A 23,352-nucleotide genomic window follows, 5' to 3' on the forward strand; every position below is an offset into this window, starting at 1 on the left:
GTCAGTCACCTGCCGCACGGCCCCTGAGCGCAATGATCCCGCGGGGGCGGAATTGGATGAAGAGGATGATGAAGATGATCATGTAGGTCTGTGCGGCCAGCGTGTTCGAGGGGTTCAGCCACTCGATCGCCTTCTGAAGCCCGCCGATCATCCCCGCACCGGCGAGTGCGCCCCAGATATTGCCCACGCCGCCCACGACCACGGTCATGAAGCTCTGGACGATGTAGTCGCTGCCAAGTTCGGATGTGACCTTGGCGTAAAGCCCGATCGACACGCCAGCGATACCCGCGATGCCCGAACCAAGACCGAAAGTCAGCATGTTGATGCGGTCGGGATTGATCCCCATGCTGGCTGCCATCGCCGGATTTTGGGTGACGGCGCGCACCTCAAGGCCAAGACGCGTGCGTTTCATGAGATAGAGAAAGAACCCCAGGAACAGCAGCGCCAGCACGATGATGGCAAGACGGATGTAGCTGATCGAAATGACATCATTCAGCGTGAGCGCCCCACCCAGCCAATCCGGTGCTGTCAGTGGCCGGGCCTGCGTGCCGAAGATGTTCTTGAAGATCTGTTGCAGCGCGATCGAGATGCCGAACGTCGCCAGCAGCGTTTCCAGAGGCCGCTTGTAGAGATGGCGGATCACCAGCCGCTCCATGCCGACCCCGGCGGCGAAAGTGACGGCGAAGGCAAGCGGGAAGGCCACCAGCAGCGAAGCGGTGTATCCCGGCACGATTTGCTGCACCACATAACCCGTGTAGGCCCCCATGGTGATAAATTCGCCATGGGCCATGTTGATGACGCCCATCACGCCAAAGGTGATTGCAAGGCCGATCGCGGCAAGGAAGTAGATTGCAGCAAGGCTCAGCCCGTCCAACGACAGATCAGCCGCCTGCATAGCGGCCACCTTCAGCGCAATCCGGTCAAGCGCGCTGCGGGCAGCCGCTGTGACGGTCGCATCCGCTTCGGTGTAAACGTCGTAAAATCCATGTGCGGCGATGGCCTTGGCCACCTCGTCGTCGGTTGCGGCAGACGGCACCTGCCCCGCGGCTTCAAGTGCGGTATAGGCACGGTCGCGGGTTGCCTGATCACCCAGTTCAGACAGCGGAACCCCGGCAACCTGCCCCGCGGCGATATGGGCGGCCAGGGCCTGTTTCTGGTCCTCGCGGGTGATGCGGGCCGGCGCGGCCCCGCTTGTCACCAAAAGTGCATAGGCATCGGCCGCGGAAAGATCCGTGCCCACCGTCAGGCTGCGCGCGATATTCGCGCCTTCGGGACGGGTGACTGCCGCGATGCGTGTGGTGGCAAGCAACGGCGTCAGTGCCGCGCGCAGGTCAAGGCCTGCGTCTGCACCAAACCCTTCGATAGCGGCGACGCGCGCCTTCGGGTCGGGATCAAAGCGCAGCGTCAGCAACCGTTCCAGTCGCAGCTTGCGCGCCAACAAGGCCGGATCGGTTTCGTTTGCGGTCGCGCCCCGCAGGGCGGCCAGCGCTTCGACATTGGGGTCTTTGGCGATGGAATTCAGCGCCTCGGCCCGTTTTGCCGGGTCGGGGTCCGACAGGGTAAATTGCACCAGCGCTGCCGCAATCAGCCCCCGCACCCCGGCGTTGGGTTTCAGCACCGTGATCTCGGCATTGGCCGCAATACCGGCAGATGCGCCTTGCAGATCGGTCAAGGCATAGCCCGCCGCGTCCGGCGCCAGCAGGAAGATGGCGCCATCCGATTTGCGTTTGCCCAGAAGCTTGCCGCCCCAGGCCTCAAGCAGCCGGGCGGCCATCGGATCGCCCGAACCGGCAAGATCCGCAATCACCGGCCCGATGGTCTGACGGGACGGTTTTTCAATGTCGCGGGCATGTGTGGCGACAATCTTCGCCACGGTTTCGGCCAGCACTGGCCCGACATGGGCGGTCAGGCCCAGGAAGGCCATCGCCAGCCCCAGAAGAAAGGCGCGCATGGGGATTCCACTTCGGAAGGGGCAGGAGGGACCGGCAGGCCCCCCCTGATTGGTGGATCAATAGTTCGATTTCAACTGCACGCAGGTCTTGGTGTCCTTGTTGTACATGCCGCATTTGAGATCTTTCCAATCCGCTTCCAGCACCGCCGATTCCGGCAGGTAGTCGGTCCAGGCATCGCCGGGGACGGGGTCGGTCTGGCTGATGATGTCGAACTGGCCATCTGCGCGAATTTCGCCGATCAGCACCGGCTTGGTCAGGTGGTGGTTGGGCAACAGTTCGGCCATGCCGCCGGTCAGGTTGGGGAATTTCTGACCCACCAACGCATCCAGAACGGCATCAACCTCGGTCGTTCCCGCTGCGGTCACGGCATTCACCCACATGTTGAAGCCGATGTAATGCGCCTCCATCGGGTCATTGGTGGTGCGCTTGTCATCCTTGATGAAGGCATGCCACTGGTCGATGAATGCCTTGTTTTCCGGCGTTTCGGCGCTTTGGAAATAGTTCCAAGCCGCGAGATGCCCCACGAGGTTCGATGTATCGAGGCCCGAAAGCTCTTCCTCGCCGACCGAGAAGGCCACCACGGGCAGCTTGTCGGCGGTCACACCGGCTGCCGCCAGCTCTTTGTAGAAGCCCACATTGGCATCGCCGTTGATGGTGGAAATAACGCCCACCTTCTTTCCATCGGCCCCCAGGGCCACGACATCGGCCACGATCTTGGCCCAGTCGGAATGGCCGAAGGGGGTGTAGTTCACGAAGATGTCTTCAGCCGGGATGCCCTTCGATTTCAGATAGGCTTCCAGAATGTTGTTGGTCGTGCGGGGATAGACGTAATCGGTGCCCAGAAGTGCAAATTTCTGGATGCCCAGTTCGTTCAGGAAGTAATCCGTTGCCGGGATGGCCTGCTGGTTCGGGGCGGCGCCCGTATAGATCACGTTCTTCGAAGATTCCTCGCCTTCGTATTGAACAGGATAGAACAGCAGGCCGTTCAGTTCCTCGATCACGGGCAGCACCGATTTACGACTGACCGAGGTCCAGCACCCGAACATCGCCGCCACCTTGTCCACGGTCAGAAGCTCGCGCGCCTTTTCGGCGAACAGCGGCCAGTCCGAAGCGGGGTCAACCACCACCGCCTCAAGCTTTTTGCCCAGCAGGCCGCCCTTGGCATTCTGCGCCTCGATCAGCATCAGCATGGTGTCTTTCAGCGTGGTCTCCGAAATGGCCATGGTGCCAGAGAGCGAATGCAGGATGCCGACCTTGATCGTGTCTTCGGCAGCAAAGACCGGACGGTTCAAAAGCGGGGCCGCAATCGAGGCGACGCCTCCGGCCAGAATCATGCGACGCGTAAGCTTCATTCTTTTTCCCCTGTCAGAGCGGCCTTCGGGCTCTTCCCTGTCGGGAATGAACCACCCATATTGGGCAGGCAGCCATTGGTTGCACCCGTGCGGTGGTGATCGGCTTGGACACTTGTCGCCACCGCACAATCCGAAGATTTCCCCGGACAGAGAAAGCTGGCGGCAGCAGGTCGCGGCACGCAACGGCGCCGCTGACAGGATGCCTCGGACCGCTATGTTTTGCCGGAAAATGGGGCGGATTCTTCTGCCGCAGCGCAGAAAAGAGGCGTTATCTGCGACGAATCCCGACCAACAATCGGGCAAATGCGACATGGGCAGGCAAGCCGGGCCTGCAAGTCTTGGGTGATTTTGATGCTATGGGCACAAATTCGGGTTGTCGTGAATTCAGCCTTGGCTGCGCGGCGTCGGCTTTCATCGACCGCATGCCGGATAATCGATTTTGCGCCATCGCGCCCCCGCGCTAGACTGCGGCCATGACACGGCGCCATTACAATCTGCCCTCGCTGAACGCGCTGGCGGCCTTTGAGGCCGTGGCGCGACATCTGAACCTGACCCGTGCCGCGGAAGAGTTGAACGTGACGCCGGGGGCCGTCTCCAAGCAGATCCGTCATCTTGAAGACGAATTGGGCCATCAACTTTTGCGCCGCCATTCCAATGGCGTATCGCTGACAACCGAGGGCGAGGCGGTGGCCACCAGCCTGCATGACGCCTTTGACCGCATCTCTGCCACATTGAAGAGTGTGCGGGCGGCGGGGGAAAAGGCGCCGGTATCGATTGTCACCACCATGGCCACGATGCAGCTTTGGCTGATGCCGAGGTTGGGGTCTTTCTGGGCGGAACATCAGGACATCGTGGTCGAACATATCATCTCGGACCGCCTGCAGGATGTGCCGCGCCCCGATATCGATCTGCGCATCCGTTATGGCGATGGGCATTGGCCGGGCGAGGTGGCCGAGAAAATTCAGGGCGACAGCGTGGTTGCGGTGGCGTCTCCGCAATTCCTTGCCCGGCAGCCGATCACATCGGTTGCCGACCTTGCCGCGGCGCCGCTTTTGTCGGTCGAAGGGGCCGATTGGGTCTGGATGACCTGGGCCCGCTTCTTGACCGAAGCCGGGGCAATGTTCCGCAAGCTCAATGTGCGGCGCTTCAACAGCTATGTCATCGCCTTGCAGGCGGCCCGCGATGGACAGGGTATCGCCCTGGGCTGGATGAGCCTCGTGGCCCCGCTGCTGGCGTCCGGCGCCCTTCAGCAGGTGACGGATGCCCAGCTTGCCGACCCGAATTCTTTCTACGTGACCTGGCCCGAGCGCCGCCCGCCCAGCCGTGAGGCGCAGATCCTGAAGGATTGGCTGCTGGCCCAGGCGCGTTGAGTTTTCCTCAAGGCGCGGCGGCAACTTGTTCGCTTGATCGAAACGGTCTGACGGGGTCCATTGGGGGTGTCCGATGACGGTTCGGCACGCCCTGCACGGGGCAGAAACACCGCCCGTCTTGCGGCAAGAACAAGAGAAAACGAGCCTGAAATGACTTCCGAAACCATGGCTGCCGTGCTCCTGACCGGGCATGGGGATTTTGATGTGCTGTCTTACCGCACCGATGTGCCGCGGCCCGCGCCGCGGGACAACGAGGTGCTGATCCAGGTCGCGGCCGCAGGGATCAACAATACCGATATCAATACCCGGATCGGGTGGTATTCCAAAAAGGTTGATGCTGCGACGGAACAGGGCGGGGCTTCGGGCTTTGCCCAGGTTGATGACGCCGATGCAACCTGGTCGGGCGTTGCCATGCAGTTTCCGCGCATCCAGGGTGCAGATGTCTGCGGCCGCATCGTGGCCGTGGGCCGGAATGTCGATCCGGCCCGCATCGGCGAACGCGTGATCGTGCGCAACATGCTGCGCAGCTACGTCGATTACCGGCCCTATGAATGCTGGACCTTCGGCAGTGAGATCGACGGGGGTTTTGCTCAGTTCGCCGTGGCCCCTGCGCGTGAGACGCTGGCCGTGCGTTGCGATTGGACCGATGCCGAGCTTGCCTCTGTTCCCTGCGCCTACTCGACGGCTGAAAACATGCTGCACCGGGCTGGCGTCGGGGCCGAGCGCGTGCTGATCACCGGCGCCTCGGGCGGGGTGGGGTCGGCCGCGGTGCAATTGGCCAAACGCCGCGGCGCCGAAGTCGTTGCCATCTGCGCCCCGTCCAAGGCAGATGAGGTGCGCGGCCTTGGCGCTGACCGCACCCTTGATCGCAACGCGGATCTGGTGGCCACCCTTGGCCGCAATGCGGTGGATGTGGTGATCGACATCGTGGCGGGGCCGGTCTGGCCTGCGCTGCTTGATTTGCTGCGCCTTGGCGGGCGCTATGCCTGTGCGGGTGCCATCGCTGGGCCGATCACCGAACTGGATGTGCGCACGCTCTACCTCAAGGATCTGACGCTCTTTGGCTGCACCTTCCAGGAGGACGCGGTCTTTGAAAACCTTGTCCGCTACATCGAGGCCGGTGAAATCCGCCCCGTGGTCGCCAAGACCTATCCGCTGGACCAGATCGCGCAGGCACAGCGCGACTTCCTGTCAAAATCCCACACCGGGAAACTGGTGCTGATCCCGCCGCAGGTGACGGAATGAAAATCAAGACGATCGAGCTGTTTCAGGTAGAACTGCCCTATTCCGGGGGGGTCTATCTGCTGTCGGGTGGCCGTGAATATCGCGCGTTTGAGGCGTCGATCGTGCGGATCGAAACCGATACCGGGATCGAAGGCTGGGGCGAAAGCACCCCATTCGGATCGACCTACATCGCCTCGCATGCCAAGGGCGCCCGCGCCGGGATCGAGGAGATTGCGCCCTATCTGCTGGGGCGTGATCCCCGGCAGGTGGACCGCATCAATGACGCCATGGATGAGGCGCTGGTCGGCCACCATCACGCGAAGACCGCCCTCGACATCGCTTGTTGGGATGCCTTTGGCAAATCGGTGAATATGCCGGTCTGCGAATTGCTGGGCGGGACGACCGGGTTCCGGATGCCGACGATCTCGTCCATTTACGCCGGCACGCCCGAAGATATGCGATCCCGCGTGGCGCGGCACCGGCAGATGGGTTATCGAGGGCACTCGGTCAAGATCGGTGCGCTGGATAGCGAAGGCGGCCCTGCGCTTGATGCCGAACGGATTGCGGCTTGTCTCGCAGATCGCAAGCCGGGGGAATATTTCATCGTTGATGCCAATGGGGGGATGCTGCCCGAAACCGCCCTGCGGATGCTGCGGATGTTGCCCGATGGCATGGATTTCGTGCTTGAGGCGCCCTGTGCCAGCTGGCGCGAGACGGCAAGCCTGCGCAAGCGGTGCCCTGTGCCGATCATCATGGATGAGCTGGCCGAACTTGATGCCGACATCAGCCGGATCGTGGCCGAGGATATTGCGGATGGCATCGGCCTCAAGGTGTCGAAGGCCGGCGGTCTGACACGTGGGCGGCGCCACCGCGACATCTGTCGCGCCGCAGGGCTGACGATCAGCGTGCAGGACACGGTCGGGTCGGCCATCGCCTTTGCCGGAATCGTGCATCTGGGGGCGACGGTGCCGGAACGGTTCCTGCGCTGTATCCTCGATTGTCGCGACATGGTGACCTTGGTCACCGCCGATTTCGATGCCCCGGTTCGCGATGGCGGTGTGCTTGCGCCCCGCGCACCCGGCCTTGGCATCACCGTCCGGCGCGACGTTCTGGGCGACCCCGTCGCCCGGTGGACCGCCTGATCCACAGACAAGGCGGGTCGCCCCGCGGGGCGGCCCCCATTGACCAGAGGTGCGGCAAACGCACCCGTTTTGTAACCAAGTCCAACCAGGAGACCCCAATGAAACACCTGACCCTCACCACCGCGATGGCGATCCTTCTGGCCTCGCCCGTGCTGGCCAATGATACGCCCGGCGCAGGCGTGACCGTGCGCCCCGTCATCCAGCCGCTGATGGAAGAGATGTTCCAGTCGCGCGTCCTGATGCGCGCGCTTGGCGATCTTGGCTATACGGTCGCCGAGCCACAAGAGGCCACTGCCCAGACCGCCCATATGGCCGTGGGCGCAGGGGACGCAGATTTCTTCCCTTCGAGCTGGAACACCCTGCACGACGCTTTCGTCAAGGAATCTGGTGGCGACGCCGTGATGACCAAGGTCGGAACGCTGATCAACGGGGCCCTGCAGGGGTATCTTGTTGACAAGGCCAGCTACGATGCGGGGATTACCAACCTCGGCGATCTGAAGGATCCTGCCAAGGCTGCGCGTTTTGACCTGGATGGCAACGGCACCGCCGATCTGGCCGGCTGCGTCCCCGGCTGGGGCTGCGAGCGCGTGATTGAACATCACCTGACCGAATATGGCCTGCGCGATACTGTCACCCATAACCAGGGTGAATATAACGCGATCATTGCCGATACCATTGCCCGCCAACGGAATGGGGATGCCGTGCTCTACTACACCTGGACGCCTTATTGGGTGTCCGGCGCCCTCGTTCCGGGCAAGGATGTGGAATGGCTCTCGGTGCCTTACACCTCGCTTCCCGACGGGGGAACCGGCGTCACCGAATTCGAAGGCAAGAACCTTGGCTTCGCGGTGGATTCGATCCGCGTCGTGGCGCGCAAAGATTTCCTTGAAGCCAACCCGGCCGCGGCCAAGCTTTTTGAAGTGGCCACCATCGACATCAACGATGTCTCGGCTGAAAACAAGCTGATCGCAGACGGCGAAGATACGTCTGAGGCGATCGACAAACATGTCGCTGACTGGATCGCCGCGCACCAGGCCCAATATGACGGCTGGCTGGCCGAGGCCCGCAAGGCCGCTGAATAGGACCTTCCTGATGGGCTTTTGCCTGTCTTACCTTGGGCATCCCGCAAAGCGGGGTGCCCTTTTTACCGTCGAGAGACGCGCGGCACCCTTGGGCGCAAGTCGCGTTTCCGCGCTGTCGGGCCGTTTTCCGCGTTGACCCGTCGGCGCAACTCCGTCACTTTGAACCGGATGGTCCTGACCAAGCAAAGCGCGGTCGGGTGAAAAGGGAATACGGTGAGGAAGAGCCGCAACGGCGCCAAATCCGTGACTGCCCCCGCAACTGTAAGCGGTGAGCGACCCCCGATGCCACTGGCCCTTTCAGGCCGGGAAGGCGGGGAGAGCCACGACCCGCGAGTCAGGAGACCTGCCGTCATCACACAGACCACACCGGGCGGGGTGCCCCGGAAGGAGCTTTTGATGATGATCACACGATGGCGGTTCGGCACTGCCTCTCCCTGCCATGCCATTGCCCGTCCGGCGCGGGCGGCCTTGCTGGTTCTGGACCAGGTATCCTGGGCGCCGCGTGGGGGGGCGACCGTCCTGCAGGGCATCAGTCTTGCCATTCCCGAAGGACAGGTTGTGGGGATTTGCGGGGCGAACGGCGCGGGCAAATCCTCGCTTCTGCGTTTGATCTACCGCTATCAGCGTCCCATTTCAGGAACGGTGCGGCTGCTTGGGCAGGACATCTGGGCGCTCGACGGCCCTGAAGTCGCCCGCAGGATCGCGGCCGTTTTGCAGGAACAGCCCAGCGATCTGGAACTGACGGTCGAACAGATCGTGGGCCTTGGGCGTCTGCCGCATCAGCGGGGCCCGCGCATATCACAGCGGGACCATGAGATCTGCGCCAAGGCGATGGAGCAGATGGGGCTGGCCGCGCTGGCAAAGCGGAAGCTTGCGACGCTGTCGGGCGGAGAACGTCAACGCGCCATGGTGGCCCGGGCGCTCGCGCAAGAGCCGGAAATCCTGGTGCTGGATGAACCGACGAACCATCTCGACATCCGCCATCAGCTTGAACTCCTGGCGCTGCTGCGCACACTGGGCCTGACGGTCATCACCACGCTGCATGATCTCTCGATGGCGGCGGGCTTTGCAGATCGGATCATCCTGCTGCACCGCGGGATGGTATTGGCGGACGGACCCCCCGAGACAGTGATGACCGCCGAACATCTGTCCACCGCCTTTGACATCTGCGCCCACGTCGACGCCACAGGTGCGCGACCGCGCTTTGATTTCCATCTCTGAGGACCCGTCACCATGCTGAAACTTGCCGCTGCCTTCATGATGTTGGCGAGCGCCGCCTCGGCCTATCCCGTCACGATCCAGAGCTGCAACCGCAGCGTCACCTTCGATGCTGCGCCCCGCCGGGCTGTCTCGAATGACATCAACCTGACCGACATGATGCTGGCGCTTGGCCTGCAGGATCATATGATCGGCTACACGGGTCTTTCGGGCTATGATTATGCCAAGGATGCCCAGCTGTCAGATGAGGCGCGCGGGCTGGCCGATTTGTCGCCCGACTATCCGACGAAGGAAATCCTGGCCGGGGCCGAGGCCGACTTCCTTTTTGCTGGCTGGAACTATGGACTCACCCCCGGTGGCGAGGTCACGCCCGAAACCTTGGAACCCCTCGGCATCAAAACCTATGAGCTGTCCGAAAGCTGCATCTTCACCGGGCCGAAGGCGCGTGCATCGATGGAGGATCTTTACACCGACATCCGCAATCTTGGTGCCATCTTCGGTGTGCCTGACCGGGCAGAGACCTTGATCCGCGGGTGGAAGGCCGAACTTGCCGCCTTGCCCCCCGGGCCAGTGACGCCGCTGCGGGTCTTTGTCTATGACTCGGGCATGGAAAAGCCCTTTACCGCCGGCGAATATGCCATGCCCACGGCCCTGATCGAAGCCGCAGGTGGCCGCAACATCATGGATGATCTTGGTAAATCCTGGGCTGAAGTCGGTTGGGAGCCGGTGGTTGAGCGCGACCCGGAGGTGATCGTCATCGTCAACTATGGCGCGCAGACCGCCCAGCAGAAGATCGCCAGCCTGCAGGAAAATCCTGCCCTTGCCGGGGTGACGGCCATCCGCGAAGGGCGTTTCGTCGTGCTGGATTATGTCGAAGCCACACCCGGCCCCCGCAATATCGGCGCCATTGTCAAGTTGGTCGCGGGCTTTGCTGCGCCATGAAATTGGCGCTGGGGCTTGCGGTCCTGATCCTGTCGGTCGGGCTGGCCGTGTCGGTTGGGGCGGTGTCGATCCCGTTGGGCACGGTCGGGCGTATTGCGGCGCATCATCTGTTCGGCTGGGGTGGGGTGGACTGGTCAGCCGGGCGGGAAAACATCGTCTGGCAAATCCGTTTCCCCCGCGTGCTGCTGGCGGGCGTTGTCGGGGCCGGGCTGGCGACGGTGGGTGCCGCGCTTCAGTCGGTGACGCGCAATCCGCTGGCCGATCCACATCTTCTGGGGATTTCGTCGGGCGGTGCCTTTGGCGCGATCTTTGCGCTGATGCATACGGGGATGGTCCTTGGCCCGCTGACGGTGCCCGCCTTTGCCTTCGTAGGCGCGCTGGGGGCGACACTGCTGGTGCTGGGCCTTGCGCAGATGGCGCGGCTGAAATCGGCTGACCGGCTGGTGCTGGCAGGGGTGGCGGTCAGCTTCGTGATCATGGCCGCGGCAAATCTCTTGCTGTTTCTGGGCGACCCGCGGGCCTCGCATACCGTGGTGTTCTGGATGCTGGGCGGGCTGGGCCTTGCACAATGGTCGCATCTGATATGGCCGCTCGCGGTGCTTGTGCCGTGCGGGGTGTGGCTTTGGCGGCAGTCGCGGGCGCTGGATGCGATGTCGCTGGGCGATGAAACCGCGGCGACACTTGGTCTTAATCCCGGACGATTCCGTCTTTCTGTCTTTGTCGCGGCCGCGCTGATGACCGGGGTGATGGTCGCCTTTTCCGGCCTGATCGGGTTCGTAGGGTTGATGGTGCCGCATCTGGTGCGCCTTGGGCTGGGTCATGCCAATGCGCGGGTTCTGCCGGGCGCAGCCGTGCTGGGGGCTTTGCTCCTCATCTGGTCGGACACGGCCGCGCGCCTGGTTATCGCGCCCGAGGATCTTCCGGTCGGTGTCGTCACCGGGCTGGCGGGAGGGGTGTTTTTCCTGTGGCTGATGGCCCGCCGCGACTGAACCGATTGTTATCACGGGACGAAATTATGATCAAATGATAGCGATCTCGCGACCTGTGGGCAGCTTTCCCCGCCACAGCCACAGGGTAAGGTGGCGACGCCTTCCCAAGGTGAAACGCCAACTTGCCGTTCCAAACGCGCCTTGGGCAACTTTGCCACGCCAGTTTTGGCGTGGCGTCTTTGTTTCTGACCCTGGCCGTCAATCACCCGTCCGCATTTGGCCCCGTTGTGGCGCTGATCTGGCGAAGCTGCCGGCGATGTAATCCTCAAGCCGGAACAGGGCCTCGGATTTGCTGGCCATGCCACGGTGCAGGCGCAGCTCCAGTTGTCCCAGTGCGGGCAGGCCCTCGCGTTCGGACAGGATCTTGGTGCCGGGCGGAATGGTGCTGCCCGCCATGACGGTAACGCCGATCCCGGCCTGCACGGCCGCCGAAATCCCGTTGTAGCTGGAGCTGAGATAGACGATCCGGCAGGACCGCCCCATCTGGTTCAGACCATTCAGCATCCGGGTGCGGTAAATGCAGGGCGGGGGGGCCAAGACCAGCGGCAAGGGGGTCCGCAGATGGCCTGAATGGTCCTCGCTGCCGACCCAGACCAGCGGCTCTGTATGGATTGAGCGGCCGCCTTCCGCGGTCGCACCATCGTGCAGCGCGATCACCAGATCGAACTCTCCGGCCTGCTGGCGGCGCAACAGATTCTTGCTCAGGTCGCTCGTCACCTCAAGCATCACGTTCGGGTGCGACTGTGCGAACTTGCCCAGAAAGTCAGGCAGCAGCGAGGCGGTGTATTCATGCGGCGCGCCTAGCCGAACCCTGCCTGCAACGTTGGGTTGCCGCAGGCTGGAGAGGATCTCGTCGTTCAGCGCCAGAATCCGGCGGGCATGCTGCGCCATCATCCGGCCTTCCGCCGTCAGCTGCAATTTATGTGCATCCCTCTGGAAAAGAACGGAATTCACCGTCTCTTCCAGCCGCTTGATCTGCAGGCTGACGGCCGATGGCGTGCGCCCGACCGCCTCGGCCGCGCGGGTGAAACTGCCACTGTCGATCGCCTTCACAAAGGTGCGGAGCAAGTCCATCGGGATGTTTTGCATTGCAAGCCTATGTTTAACAAAACTCACAAAAGCATTTGAACTATGAAATTCACAAATGTCAAACGCGGCCTATGTTGACCTGGTCTGCAGGCAGGTCTGCGGCCGCTCTGCGAATCCGGCTTGGCGATCACAGGATCTATCCGCCGGATCAGCGGCCGCCCGCCCCATGCGGGCCGTCGAGGAGAGGCGACTGACACTTCAACAAAAACCATGGCGCAGGGAACGCCAGGGACCGGTGACGCATGCGTTGCCGGTGCACGGGGGACAATGAATGAGAGAGGAGACCAGAACATGACTACCTCACAGGGCCGCAACGGCCACGGGGGGGCGACCACAGGCGGCGACCATCTGGAGCGCAACCTGACCAACCGCCACATCCAGTTGATTTCTATCGGCGGCGCCATCGGAACGGGCCTTTTCATGGGGTCGGGCAAGACCATCTCGCTGGCCGGGCCTTCGGTGCTGCTGGTCTATGCGATCATCGGGTTCTTCCTCTATTTCGTGATGCGGGCGATGGGCGAAATCCTGCTCTCGAACCTGCACTACAAATCCTTCGCTGATTTTGCCGCCGATCTGATCGGGCCATGGGCGGGGTTCTTCGTGGGCTGGACCTACTGGTTCTGCTGGATCGTCACCGGGGTGGCCGATATCGTGGCGATCACCGGCTATATCGCCTTCTGGTGGCCCGATCTGGCGCTGTGGATTCCGGCGCTGGCCACGATCCTTCTGCTGCTCGTGTTGAACCTGCCTTCGGTCAAGGCCTTTGGCGAGCTGGAATTCTGGTTTGCCATCATCAAGATCGTCGCCATCGTGGCGCTGGTCATCGTGGGTCTGGCGATGGTGGCGCGCGGCTTCGTGGCACCGAACGGGGCCGTGGCGCAGGTGTCGAACCTGTGGAATGACGGCGGCATCTTCCCGACCGGCTTTACCGGCTTTGTCGCGGGCTTCCAGATCGCGGTCTTCGCCTTTGTCGGGATCGAGCTGGTCGGCACCACCGCGGCCGAGGCGAAAGACCCCGAAAAGACCCTGCCGCGCGCCATTCGCGCCATCCCGATCCGGGTCATGCTGTTCTACATCGGCGCGCTGGTTGCCATCATGATGGTGACGCCCTGGCGCGAAATGGTGCCGGGCCAAAGCCCCTTCGTGTCGATGTTCGCCCTGGCGGGTCTGGGCATTGCGGCCTCGGTCGTCAATTTCGTGGTGCTGACCTCGGCCACGTCCTCGGCCAACTCGGGGATCTATTCGACCTCGCGCATGGTCTATGGCCTGGCGCAAGAGGGCGACGCGCCGTCGCTGTTCGGGAAGCTGAGCCGCCGCCACGTGCCGGTCAATGCGCTGCTCTTTTCCTGCATGTTCCTACTGTCGTCGCTGTTCCTGCTGTTCTCGGGTGAAACGGTGCTGGCGGCCTTCACGCTGGTCACGACCATCTCGGCTCTGCTGTTCATGTTCGTCTGGACGATGATCCTCGTCAGCTACATCGCCTATCGCCGCAAGCGGCCGCACCTGCACGCGGCGTCGAAGTTCAAGATGCCGGGTGGCGTTGCGATGTGCTGGGTGGTGCTGGGCTTCTTCGGCTTCCTGATCTGGGCGCTGACCCAGCAGGCCGACACGCTGCAGGCGCTGATCGTGACCCCGGTCTGGTTCATCGCGCTGGGTCTGGCCTGGCTGGTGGTGCGCCGGCAGCCCCGTCACCTCAAGCAATACGAGGCCTTCCAGCACGAGCTGGCCGAAACCGAATGATCCCGTCGGGGGCGGTGCGCCGCCCCCTTCTTCCCCGCCCCCTGAGGAGCCTGAAATGCGGAATTTCGATCTTGTCGTCATCGGTGCCGGGCCCGGCGGCTATGTGGCCGCGATCCGCGCCGCGCAGCTTGGCCTGAGCGTGGCTTGCGTCGAGGAACGCGACACCCTGGGCGGCACCTGCCTGAATGTGGGCTGCATCCCGTCAAAGGCACTGCTGTCGTCCTCGGACCACTGGGCCGAGATGAAGCATCTGGCCGCCCACGGCATCACGCCCGGCGAGGCCCGCTTTGATCTTTCGGCCATGATGGCGCGCAAGGACAAGGTCGTGGGCGACCTGACAAAGGGGATCGCGCATCTGTTCAAGAAGAACGGTGTCGAATGGCTGAACGGCCGCGGCACCATTCCGGCGCCGGGGCAGGTGCAGGTCGGCGCAGAGATCGTCGGTGCGAAAACCATCCTGATCGCCACCGGATCGGTCTCGGCCGGTCTGCCGGGCGTTGCGGTGGATGAAGAGGTGGTGCTGTCTTCGACCGGGGCGCTGGCGCTCTCCCGTGTGCCGGAACATCTCGTGGTGATCGGGGCGGGCGTGATCGGGCTGGAGCTGGGTCAGGTCTGGGCGCGGCTTGGGGCCAAGGTCACGGTCGTCGAATATCAGGACCGCATCCTGCCCGGTGCCGATGGCGAGATTGCGAAGACCGCGCAGCGCCTGCTGCAGCGGCAGGGGCTGGCCTTCCAGCTGGGCCGCAAGGTTGCCTCGGTTCTTCGCGAGGGGGACCGGGCCACCGTGACCGTGGAACGCCGCGACAACGGCAAGGTGGACACGCTTGAGGCCGATGCCGTGCTGGTAGCGATTGGGCGCCGCCCGAATACCGCGGGGCTGGGACTTGAGGCGCTTGGCGTTGCGATGGACGCGCGCGGCTTCGTCAGCGTGGACGCGCAGTTCCGCACCAATGTTTCGGGCATTCTGGCGATCGGCGATGCCGTGCCCGGCCCGATGCTGGCACACAAGGCCGAAGAGGATGGCATCGCCGCGGTCGAGGCGCTGGCGGGCCATCCCCATGCCGCGCCCGATTATGCGCTGGTGCCGGGCGTCGTTTATACTGCGCCGGAAATCGCAAGCCTCGGCGCTACGGAAGAGGCGCTGAAAGAGGCGGATCGCCCGCATGTGGTGGGCAAGTTCCAGTTCATCGCCAATGGCCGCGCCCGCGCGATGGGGGCGACGGATGGTCTGGTCAAGGTGCTGCGCTGCCCCGACACGGACCGCATCCTTGGTGCGCATATCCTTGGCCGCACCGCGGGCGAGCTGATCCAACCGCTGGTTCTGGCCATGTCCACCGGGGCCACGCTGGCGCAGGTCGCCGCATCGTCGCACGCGCATCCGGGCATGGGCGAGGCGGTGAAGGAAGCCTGCCTCGCCGCCCTTGGCAAACCCCTGCACGCCTGAGGAGGCCCGAGATGAAGGATTTCGTCGAAAAGCCGCGCCACCCCGAAAAGGCGCATCGTCCCGCGCAGGAAACCCTGCGCAAGCCCAAATGGATCCGCGTGTCGCGTGCGGGCAGCGCCGAATTCGGCGCGACGCGGCAGATCCTAAAGGACAATGCGCTCTCCACCGTCTGCGAGGAAGCGGCCTGCCCGAACCGGGGCGAATGCTGGTCGCAGCGCCATGCGACCATGATGATCATGGGCGACACCTGCACCCGCGGCTGCTCTTTCTGCAACGTGGCCACCGGGCGCCCCGATGCGCTGGATGCCTTTGAACCGGGCCGGGTGGCGCAGGCCGTGGCCAAGCTTGGCCTGCGGCATGTGGTGATCACCAGCGTGGACCGTGATGATCTGGCCGATGGGGGGGCTGCCCATTTCGCCCAGACCATCCGCGCCGTGCGCCATCAGAACCCCGCCACCACCATCGAGGTTCTGGTCCCCGATTTCCTGCACAAAGGAACCGCCTGGCAGCAGGTGGTCGAGGCGGGCCCCGATGTGTTCAACCACAATCTTGAATGTGTGCCGCGGCTTTACCCCTCGGTCCGGCCGGGCGCGCGCTATTACCAGTCGCTCCGCCTTCTGGATGAGGCCAAGTGCCATCGCCCCGAGATTTTCACCAAATCCGGCCTGATGGTCGGTCTGGGCGAAACCCTGGAAGAGCTGCGGCAGGTCATGGATGACATGCGCGTTGCCGGTGTCGATTTCATCACCGTGGGTCAATATCTGCAGCCCACTCCCCAGCATCACAAGATCGACCGCTTTCTCACCCCGGATGAATTCCAGCGGATCGCGGACATGGCCCATGGCAAGGGCTTTCTTGCCGTCTCGGCCACGCCGATGACGCGGTCATCCTTCCATGCGGGCGACGATTTCGCCCGCCTTCAGGCCAGCCGCAAGGCCGCCGCCCAACCCGAGGACACCCCCCATGCGTGACGAAACCGCCACCCTGAAACAGACCCCGCTGACCGCGCTGAACATTGAGCTCGGCGGCAAGATGGTGGGTTTTGCGGGCTATGAGATGCCCGTGCAATTCCCGCTGGGCGTGATGAAAGAACATCTGCACACCCGTGAAAAGGCGGGGCTTTTTGACGTGAGCCACATGGGTCAGGTGATCCTGCGCGCGCGCTCGGGCCGGGTCGAAGATGCCGCACTGGCGCTGGAACGGCTGGTGCCGGTCGATATTCTTGGGCTGAAGCCGGGCCGGCAGCGCTATGCCCTGTTCACCGATCCGCAGGGCGGCATTCTGGATGACCTGATGGTCGCAAACCGGGGTGACCATCTGTTCGTCGTGGTGAACGCCGCCTGCAAGGCGCAGGACGTGGCGCATATGACGGCGCATCTGTCAGACCTCTGCGAAGTCACCGAGCTGACCGACCGCGCGCTGATCGCGCTGCAAGGCCCGGCGGCCGAGGCGGCGCTGGCCCGCTTTGCCCCCGAGGTCGCCGGGATGGCCTTCATGGATGTGCGGGATGTGACGATCCTTTCGGCCGATTGCATCGTGTCGCGGTCGGGTTATTCCGGCGAGGACGGGTTTGAGATTTCGGTTCCCGCGCGCGCCGCTGTGGCGGTGACACGGGCGCTTTTGTCGGACCCGGCGGTCGAACCGGTCGGCCTTGGCGCGCGTGACAGCCTGCGGCTGGAGGCCGGGCTGTGCCTTTATGGCAATGACATCGACACCACCACCACGCCTGTGGCCGCCGCCCTGGAATGGGCGGTGCAGAAGGTGCGCCGCAGCGGCGGCGCGCGGGCGGGCGGCTTCCCCGGTGCGGATGTCATTCTGCCGGAATTCGAACAGGGCGCCGCGCGCCGCCGCGTGGGCATCGCCCCCGAGGGCCGCGCGCCGATCCGGGCGGGCAGCGCGCTTTACCTCTCGGAAACCGCGACCGAGGCCGTGGGCCAGATCACCTCGGGCGGGTTCGGCCCCACGGTCGAGGCCCCCGTCGCCATGGGCTATGTCCCCCGGTCGCTGTCCGAAATCGGCACGCGGCTTTTTGCCGATCTGCGCGGCAAACGCCTGCCGGTCACGGTCGCGGACCTTCCCTTCATCACCCCCCGCTACAAGCGCTAAGGAAACGCAAGATGTTGAAATTCACGGATGATCATGAATGGCTGAACGTCGTGGACGGGATTGCCACGGTCGGCATTACCCATCACGCGGTGGAACAGCTGGGCGATCTGGTCTTTGTCGATCTGCCCGAAGTGGGCGCCACCCTGGCCGCCGCCGATGCCGCAGCGACGGTGGAATCCGTCAAGGCGGCCTCTGACGTGTATTGCCCGCTGGAAGGCGAGATCGTCGAGGTCAATGACGCCATCCGCAACGACCCCTCGATCGTCAATTCCGATCCGCAGGGCGCGGGCTGGTTCTTCAAGCTGAAGCTTGCCACCCCGGCCGAGGCCGAGGGTCTGATGGATGAGGGCGCCTATCTCGCCCTCGTCGGCTGAAGGGGGCCTGCGATGACCTACAAGGAAACCGCCTACGCGCCCTATGATTTTGCCAATCGTCGGCACATCGGGCCGTCGCCTGCCGAAATGACCGAGATGCTGGAAGCCGTGGGGGCGCCCAGCCTTGATGCGCTGATCGACCAGATCGTGCCCGACGACATCCGTCTGAAAACCCCGATGACCTGGGGGAAGGCGCTGTCGGAACAGGGCGTGCTGGCCAAGCTGCGGTCGGTGGCTGACAAGAACCGCGTGATGACCTCGTTCATCGGGCAGGGCTATCACGGGACCGTCACCCCGCCGCCGATCCAGCGCAATATCTTTGAAAATCCGGCCTGGTATACCGCCTATACCCCCTATCAGCCGGAAATCAGCCAGGGCCGCCTTGAGGCGCTGCTGAATTATCAGACCATGATCGCCGATCTGACGGCGCTGGACGTGGCCAATGCCTCGCTTCTGGATGAGGGCACCGCGGCGGCCGAGGCCGTGGCCCTGTGCCAGCGGTCGGCCAAGTCGAAGGCCACGGCCTTCTTCGTCGATCAGGACTGCCACCCCCAAACCATCGCCGTGGTGAAAACCCGGGCCGAGGCCCTGGGCTGGACCGTGGTCACAGGCAATCCCTTTGCAGATCTGGACCCCGCCGCCGTCTTTGGCGCGCTGTTCCAGTATCCGGGGACCTATGGCCATGTCCATGACTTTACCGATGTCATCGCCAAGCTGCACGCGGCGGGCGCGCTGGCCTGCGTGGCGGCCGATCCGCTCGCGCTGACGGTGCTGAAGGCGCCGGGCGAGATGGGCGCCGATATTGCCATCGGCACCACCCAGCGTTTTGGCGTGCCGATGGGCTATGGCGGTCCGCACGCGGCCTATATGGCGGTGAAGGATGCGCTGAAGCGGAACATGCCGGGGCGCATTGTGGGCGTGTCGATCGATGCCCGGGGCAACCGCGCCTATCGCCTGTCGCTGCAAACGCGCGAACAGCATATCCGCCGCGAAAAGGCCACGTCGAACGTCTGCACCGCACAGGCGCTGCTGGCGGTCATGGCCAGCATGTATGCCGTGTTCCACGGACCCGAAGGTCTGAAGGCCATTGCCGAACGCATCCACCGCAAGACGGTGCGTCTGGCCAATGGCCTGGAAGCGGCCGGGTTCAAGGTGGAACCGGCGGCCTTCTTCGACACGATCACCATCGAGGTCGGGGCCGTGCAGGGCGCCATCCTGAAATCCGCCGAGGCCGAGGGGATCAACCTGCGCCGCGTCGGCACCACGAAGATCGGCATCAGCCTTGATGAACGCGCCACCCGCGCGCACACCGAGGCCATCTGGCGCGCCTTCGGCATTGATCGCCGCGATGACGACCTGAGCCATGACTATCGCCTGCCGCAGGCGCTGGTGCGCAGCTCGGATTATCTGACGCATCCGGTGTTCCACATGAACCGGGCCGAGGCGGAAATGACGCGCTACATGCGCCGTCTAGCCGACCGGGATCTGGCGCTTGACCGCGCAATGATCCCGCTCGGCTCCTGCACCATGAAGCTCAATGCCACGGCCGAAATGATGGCGCTGAGCTGGCCGCAATTCGCCGATGTCCACCCCTTTGCCCCCGAGACGCAGACCGCAGGCTATGCCGAAATGCTGCGCGATCTTGAGGCGAAGCTTTGCCTTGTCACCGGCTATAACGCGTTTTCCATGCAGCCCAACAGCGGCGCGCAGGGTGAATATGCGGGCCTTCTGACCATTCAGGCCTATCACCGTGCGCGGGGCGAGGGGCATCGTGATGTCTGCCTCATCCCGACCTCGGCCCATGGCACCAACCCGGCTTCGGCGCAGATGGTGGGCATGAAGGTCGTGGTCGTGCGCGTGGCCGACAATGGCGATATCGACCTTGACGATTTCCGCGCCAAGGCCGAGGCCCATGCCGCGAACCTGGCCGCCTGCATGATCACCTATCCCTCGACCCACGGTGTCTTTGAAACCACCGTGCGCGAGATCTGCCAGATCACGCATCAGCACGGCGGGCAGGTCTATCTGGATGGCGCCAATATGAACGCCATGGTGGGCCTGTCGCGCCCCGGCGATATCGGGTCCGATGTCAGCCACCTGAACCTGCACAAGACCTTTGCCATTCCGCATGGCGGCGGCGGTCCCGGCATGGGGCCGATCGGGGTGAAGGCGCATCTGGCGCCCTATCTGCCCGGAAATCCGATGCAGGCCGATGGTGGTGCGGTTTCGGCGGCGCCCTATGGGTCGGCCTCGATCCTGCTGATCAGCTGGGCCTATTGCCTGCTGATGGGCGGCGAGGGGCTGACGCAGGCCACCAAGGTGGCGATCCTGAACGCCAACTACATCGCCAGCCGCCTGAAGGCGGCCTATCCGATCCTCTATTCGGCCGGGGGCCGGGTGGCGCATGAATGCATCCTCGATACCCGAGTGATGAAGGACCGCGCCGGGGTGACGGTGGATGATGTGGCCAAGCGTCTGGTCGATTGCGGCTTCCACGCCCCGACGATGAGCTGGCCTGTTGCAGGCACGCTGATGGTGGAACCCACCGAAAGCGAACCCAAGGCCGAACTCGACCGCTTCATCGCCGCCATGCTGGGCATCGCGGCCGAGGTCGAGGCGATCGTCGAGGGCAAGCTGGACGCCGAGGACAACCCACTGAAGCGCGCGCCGCATACGGTGGAAGACCTCGTGGGCGACTGGAACCGCCCCTACAGCCGCGAGGCCGCGTGCTTCCCCGCCGGGGCCTTCCGGGTGGATAAATACTGGTCGCCCGTGAACCGCGTGGACAATGTCTATGGCGACCGGCACCTGATCTGTTCCTGCCCGCCGCTGGAGAGCTATGCCGAGGCGGCGGAATAACCCGCCCGGCGGATGAAAAGGGGGTGGCCCGCCCGGGCCGCCCCGCCACCTCCCCCTTCAAGGATGCAGACCCCGATGAACGCGCTGCTGCCCCGTTCATGCCGGCCCGGCGCGCTGCGGGCCACCCCGGCCCGCCCGCCGCGCCGTCAGGCGGGACTTGAGCTGGCCTTTGTCCTGCTGCCGGGTTTTGACCTGTTGGCACTGATGGCGGGGCTTGAACCCTTGCGGCTGGCCGACCGGCTTGGCCCGCGGGGGCAAGTCCACACACGGCTTTTGTCGCTGGACCGGGCGGCGGTGATGTCGGCCCAGGGCGTGGCGATGCCGGTCGAAGGCAACCTTACCGACCATCCCGATGCCGATCTGACGCTGGTCGTCGGCGGCGAGGGGATCTGCCCCCAGCTGCCCCAGACGCTGACCGGGGCGCTCCGCCGCCTCTGGCGGCAGGGCAGGCGGGTGGGCGCCGTGCATGGCGGCATCTTCGCGCTGGCGCAGGCAGGTATTCTGGGTGGGCACCGCTTTGCTGCACATCGCGACCATCTGCCGGTTCTGGCCGCGCAATGGCCCGATCTGGCGCCGGTGGCCACGCTTTATTGCATGGATCGCCGCGTCGTCACTTGTGCGGGCGGGATCGCGATGGCGGATCTGAGCCTGCGGCTGATCCATGACAGCGTCGGTCAGGCCGCCGCGCATGAGGCGATGCATGCCTGCCTTGTCACCGCGCCGCGGGGCGAAGATACACCGCAGACCGCCTCGGTCGCGCCGCGCACCCAGACCCGCAACCCCAGCATGCACCGCGCGGTGCAATGGATCGAACAGCACTTTGCCGAGCCTGATTGCCTGAAACAGGCGGTTCATGAGGCAGGCACCTCGGCCCGGCAGTTGCAGCGGCTGTTCCGGGTGCATCTGGGGGTGCGACCCACGCAATACCTGACGGAGGTGCGGCTCAATCAGGGCCGCGCGCTTCTGGCGCAGACCGAAATGTCGGTGCAGGATGTGGCGCTGGCCTGTGGCTATACCGCCACCGGCACTTTCGCCAAACTGTTCCGCGAAAGGTTCGGCATCGCGCCCTCGCGCTATTCGCCGTTCCAGTCCAAATCCGGCGCCTGACCCCGCCGTTCCCCAAATAGGTGGATTTCCACTACAAATTTCAGTCTCATCCCCCCGGCAACGTAGTCTCGCACGACAAGGACCTGCCGGAAGTGCGCGATGACCAACGATATGCTGCATGTCATGGAATGGCATAACGGCGAGAAAGAATTCTCGCCGTTTTCGGATTCCGAAATGACCCGCCGCCAGACTTTGCTGCGAAGCTGGATGGCGCAGAACCGGGTGGATGCGGTGCTGTTCACCTCGCATCACTGCATCACCTATTACTCGGGCTGGGTCTATTGCGCATTCGGGCGCCGCTATGGGATGGTCATCACCCCCACGGCCAGCACGACGATTTCCTCGGGCGTGGACGGCGGCAAAGGCTGGCGGCGCAGCTTTGGACAGAACGTCACCTATACCGACTGGCGGCGCGACAATTTCTATCGCGCGGTGCGGCAGCTCTGTGCCGGGGTGCGGCGTCTTGCCATCGAATTTGACCAGGTCTCGCTCGATTATCGCCGGTTGCTTGAGGCCGCGCTGCCCGGGGTCGAGATGATGGATGTCGGGCTGCATGCCATGTGGACCCGCACGCTCAAATCCGAAGAGGAACTTGCCCTGATCCGCACCGGCGCGCGCATCTCTAAACTGGGGGCTGTGGCCGCCATGGACCGGATCGCCGAAGGCGTGCCGGAATATGAGGTCAGCATCGCTGCCACCAGCGCCATGATCCGCGAAATCGCGGCCACCTTCCCGCAGGTCGAGCTGATGGACAGCTGGACCTGGTTCCAATCGGGGATCAACACCGATGGCGCGCATAACCCCGTGACCAACCGGCGCGTGGCGCGGGGGGACATCCTCTCGCTCAGCTGTTGTCCTATGCTTTTCGGTTATGGCACCTCAGTGGCGCGGACGCTGTTCTGCGGCACGGCGGATGAGGCCAGCCTGCGGATCTGGGAACAGAATCTGACCGTCTATCGCCGCGGGCTTGGCCTGATCCGCCCCGGCGCGCGCTGCAATGAAATCGCAGCCGAGCTGAATGAGCTTTACCGCGGGATGGGCCTGCTGAAATACCGCAGCTTCGGCTATGGCCATTCCTTCGGCATCTTCAGCCATTACTATGGCCGCGAGGCGGTGGTCGAGTTGCGCGAGGATGTGGTGACGGAACTGCAACCGGGCATGGTCGTCTCGATGGAGCCGATGGTCATGCTGCCGCAGGGTCTGCCGGGGGCAGGGGGCTACCGCGAACATGATCTGCTGATCGTCACCCCCGACGGGGCGGAAAACCTGACCGATGTTCCGGTCGGCCCCGAACACAACATCATCTGATCCCGCATAAAAAAGGGCGCCCGGAACGGACGCCCAGTCGGGAGCGGCGGGGAA

At 64.0% G+C, this 23,352-nt stretch carries 18 protein-coding genes and 1 riboswitch; of the genes, 15 read left to right on the forward strand and 3 right to left on the reverse strand.

What is annotated here, in order from left to right; translation table 11 throughout:
• Position 1 precedes the first annotated feature (1 nt).
• Positions 2-1,951, reverse strand: coding sequence for an urea ABC transporter permease subunit UrtB (gene urtB, locus IE101_RS18180; protein WP_189635274.1), 1,950 nt, complete (start codon positions 1,949-1,951; stop codon positions 2-4).
• Between the two features lie 57 nt (positions 1,952-2,008).
• The gene (urtA, locus tag IE101_RS18185) at positions 2,009-3,286 is read right to left on the reverse strand and encodes an urea ABC transporter substrate-binding protein (RefSeq protein WP_373296137.1); all 1,278 of its coding nucleotides are present in this window, start codon (positions 3,284-3,286) and stop codon (positions 2,009-2,011) included.
• 491 nt (positions 3,287-3,777) lie between these two features.
• Between urtA and IE101_RS18190 the strand changes: the two genes are divergently transcribed.
• From IE101_RS18190 to IE101_RS18220, 7 genes are all read left to right on the forward strand, one after another.
• Positions 3,778-4,674, forward strand: a complete 897-nt coding sequence (locus tag IE101_RS18190; protein ID WP_189635276.1) for a LysR substrate-binding domain-containing protein — start codon at positions 3,778-3,780, stop codon at positions 4,672-4,674.
• A 150-nt stretch (positions 4,675-4,824) separates the two neighbouring features.
• Positions 4,825-5,919 carry an alcohol dehydrogenase family protein gene (locus tag IE101_RS18195; protein ID WP_189635277.1) on the forward strand — a complete coding sequence of 365 codons (1,095 nt, stop codon included), beginning with the start codon at positions 4,825-4,827 and terminating at the stop codon, positions 5,917-5,919.
• Positions 5,916-7,040, forward strand: coding sequence for a mandelate racemase/muconate lactonizing enzyme family protein (locus tag IE101_RS18200; RefSeq protein WP_189635278.1), 1,125 nt, complete (start codon positions 5,916-5,918; stop codon positions 7,038-7,040). The genes IE101_RS18195 and IE101_RS18200 overlap by 4 nt, the downstream gene beginning before the upstream one ends.
• A gap of 98 nt (positions 7,041-7,138) precedes the next feature.
• On the forward strand, positions 7,139-8,122 hold the full coding sequence (gene proX, locus IE101_RS18205) for a glycine betaine/L-proline ABC transporter substrate-binding protein ProX (protein WP_189635279.1): 984 nt from the start codon (positions 7,139-7,141) through the stop codon (positions 8,120-8,122).
• 152 nt (positions 8,123-8,274) lie between these two features.
• A riboswitch (cobalamin riboswitch) is annotated at positions 8,275-8,487 on the forward strand.
• A 31-nt stretch (positions 8,488-8,518) separates the two neighbouring features.
• Positions 8,519-9,343, forward strand: coding sequence for an ABC transporter ATP-binding protein (locus IE101_RS18210; protein WP_229804298.1), 825 nt, complete (start codon positions 8,519-8,521; stop codon positions 9,341-9,343).
• Between the two features lie 12 nt (positions 9,344-9,355).
• On the forward strand, positions 9,356-10,282 hold the full coding sequence (locus IE101_RS18215) for an ABC transporter substrate-binding protein (protein WP_189635280.1): 927 nt from the start codon (positions 9,356-9,358) through the stop codon (positions 10,280-10,282).
• A complete protein-coding gene (locus IE101_RS18220) occupies positions 10,279-11,271 on the forward strand; it encodes a FecCD family ABC transporter permease (RefSeq protein ID WP_189635281.1) in 993 nt (330 codons plus the stop codon). Before IE101_RS18215 ends, IE101_RS18220 begins: the two co-directional genes overlap by 4 nt.
• A gap of 198 nt (positions 11,272-11,469) precedes the next feature.
• Here IE101_RS18220 and IE101_RS18225 read toward each other — a convergent pair whose 3' ends face one another.
• Positions 11,470-12,345: a LysR substrate-binding domain-containing protein gene (locus IE101_RS18225; protein ID WP_229804299.1), complete on the reverse strand. Its 876-nt coding sequence runs from the start codon at positions 12,343-12,345 to the stop codon at positions 11,470-11,472.
• Between the two features lie 306 nt (positions 12,346-12,651).
• Between IE101_RS18225 and cycA the strand changes: the two genes are divergently transcribed.
• From cycA to IE101_RS18265, 8 genes are all read left to right on the forward strand, one after another.
• Positions 12,652-14,100: a D-serine/D-alanine/glycine transporter gene (cycA, locus tag IE101_RS18230; RefSeq protein ID WP_189635283.1), complete on the forward strand. Its 1,449-nt coding sequence runs from the start codon at positions 12,652-12,654 to the stop codon at positions 14,098-14,100.
• Positions 14,101-14,155: 55 nt separating this feature from the next.
• The gene (gene lpdA, locus IE101_RS18235; RefSeq protein WP_189635284.1) at positions 14,156-15,544 is read left to right on the forward strand and encodes a dihydrolipoyl dehydrogenase; all 1,389 of its coding nucleotides are present in this window, start codon (positions 14,156-14,158) and stop codon (positions 15,542-15,544) included.
• A gap of 11 nt (positions 15,545-15,555) precedes the next feature.
• The gene (gene lipA / locus IE101_RS18240; RefSeq protein WP_189635285.1) at positions 15,556-16,515 is read left to right on the forward strand and encodes a lipoyl synthase; all 960 of its coding nucleotides are present in this window, start codon (positions 15,556-15,558) and stop codon (positions 16,513-16,515) included.
• Positions 16,508-17,650 carry a glycine cleavage system aminomethyltransferase GcvT gene (gcvT, locus tag IE101_RS18245; RefSeq protein WP_189635286.1) on the forward strand — a complete coding sequence of 381 codons (1,143 nt, stop codon included), beginning with the start codon at positions 16,508-16,510 and terminating at the stop codon, positions 17,648-17,650. The genes lipA and gcvT overlap by 8 nt, the downstream gene beginning before the upstream one ends.
• Before the next feature lie 11 nt (positions 17,651-17,661).
• Positions 17,662-18,024: a glycine cleavage system protein GcvH gene (gene gcvH, locus IE101_RS18250; RefSeq protein WP_189635287.1), complete on the forward strand. Its 363-nt coding sequence runs from the start codon at positions 17,662-17,664 to the stop codon at positions 18,022-18,024.
• 12 nt (positions 18,025-18,036) lie between these two features.
• The gene (gene gcvP / locus IE101_RS18255) at positions 18,037-20,883 is read left to right on the forward strand and encodes an aminomethyl-transferring glycine dehydrogenase (RefSeq protein ID WP_189635288.1); all 2,847 of its coding nucleotides are present in this window, start codon (positions 18,037-18,039) and stop codon (positions 20,881-20,883) included.
• A 75-nt stretch (positions 20,884-20,958) separates the two neighbouring features.
• Positions 20,959-21,990 carry a GlxA family transcriptional regulator gene (locus IE101_RS18260; protein WP_189635289.1) on the forward strand — a complete coding sequence of 344 codons (1,032 nt, stop codon included), beginning with the start codon at positions 20,959-20,961 and terminating at the stop codon, positions 21,988-21,990.
• A gap of 99 nt (positions 21,991-22,089) precedes the next feature.
• Positions 22,090-23,298 carry a M24 family metallopeptidase gene (locus IE101_RS18265; protein ID WP_189635290.1) on the forward strand — a complete coding sequence of 403 codons (1,209 nt, stop codon included), beginning with the start codon at positions 22,090-22,092 and terminating at the stop codon, positions 23,296-23,298.
• Positions 23,299-23,352 lie beyond the last annotated feature (54 nt).

The organism is Gemmobacter lanyuensis, from assembly GCF_014652355.1.
Taxonomy (GTDB): Bacteria; Pseudomonadota; Alphaproteobacteria; order Rhodobacterales; family Rhodobacteraceae; genus Gemmobacter; species Gemmobacter lanyuensis.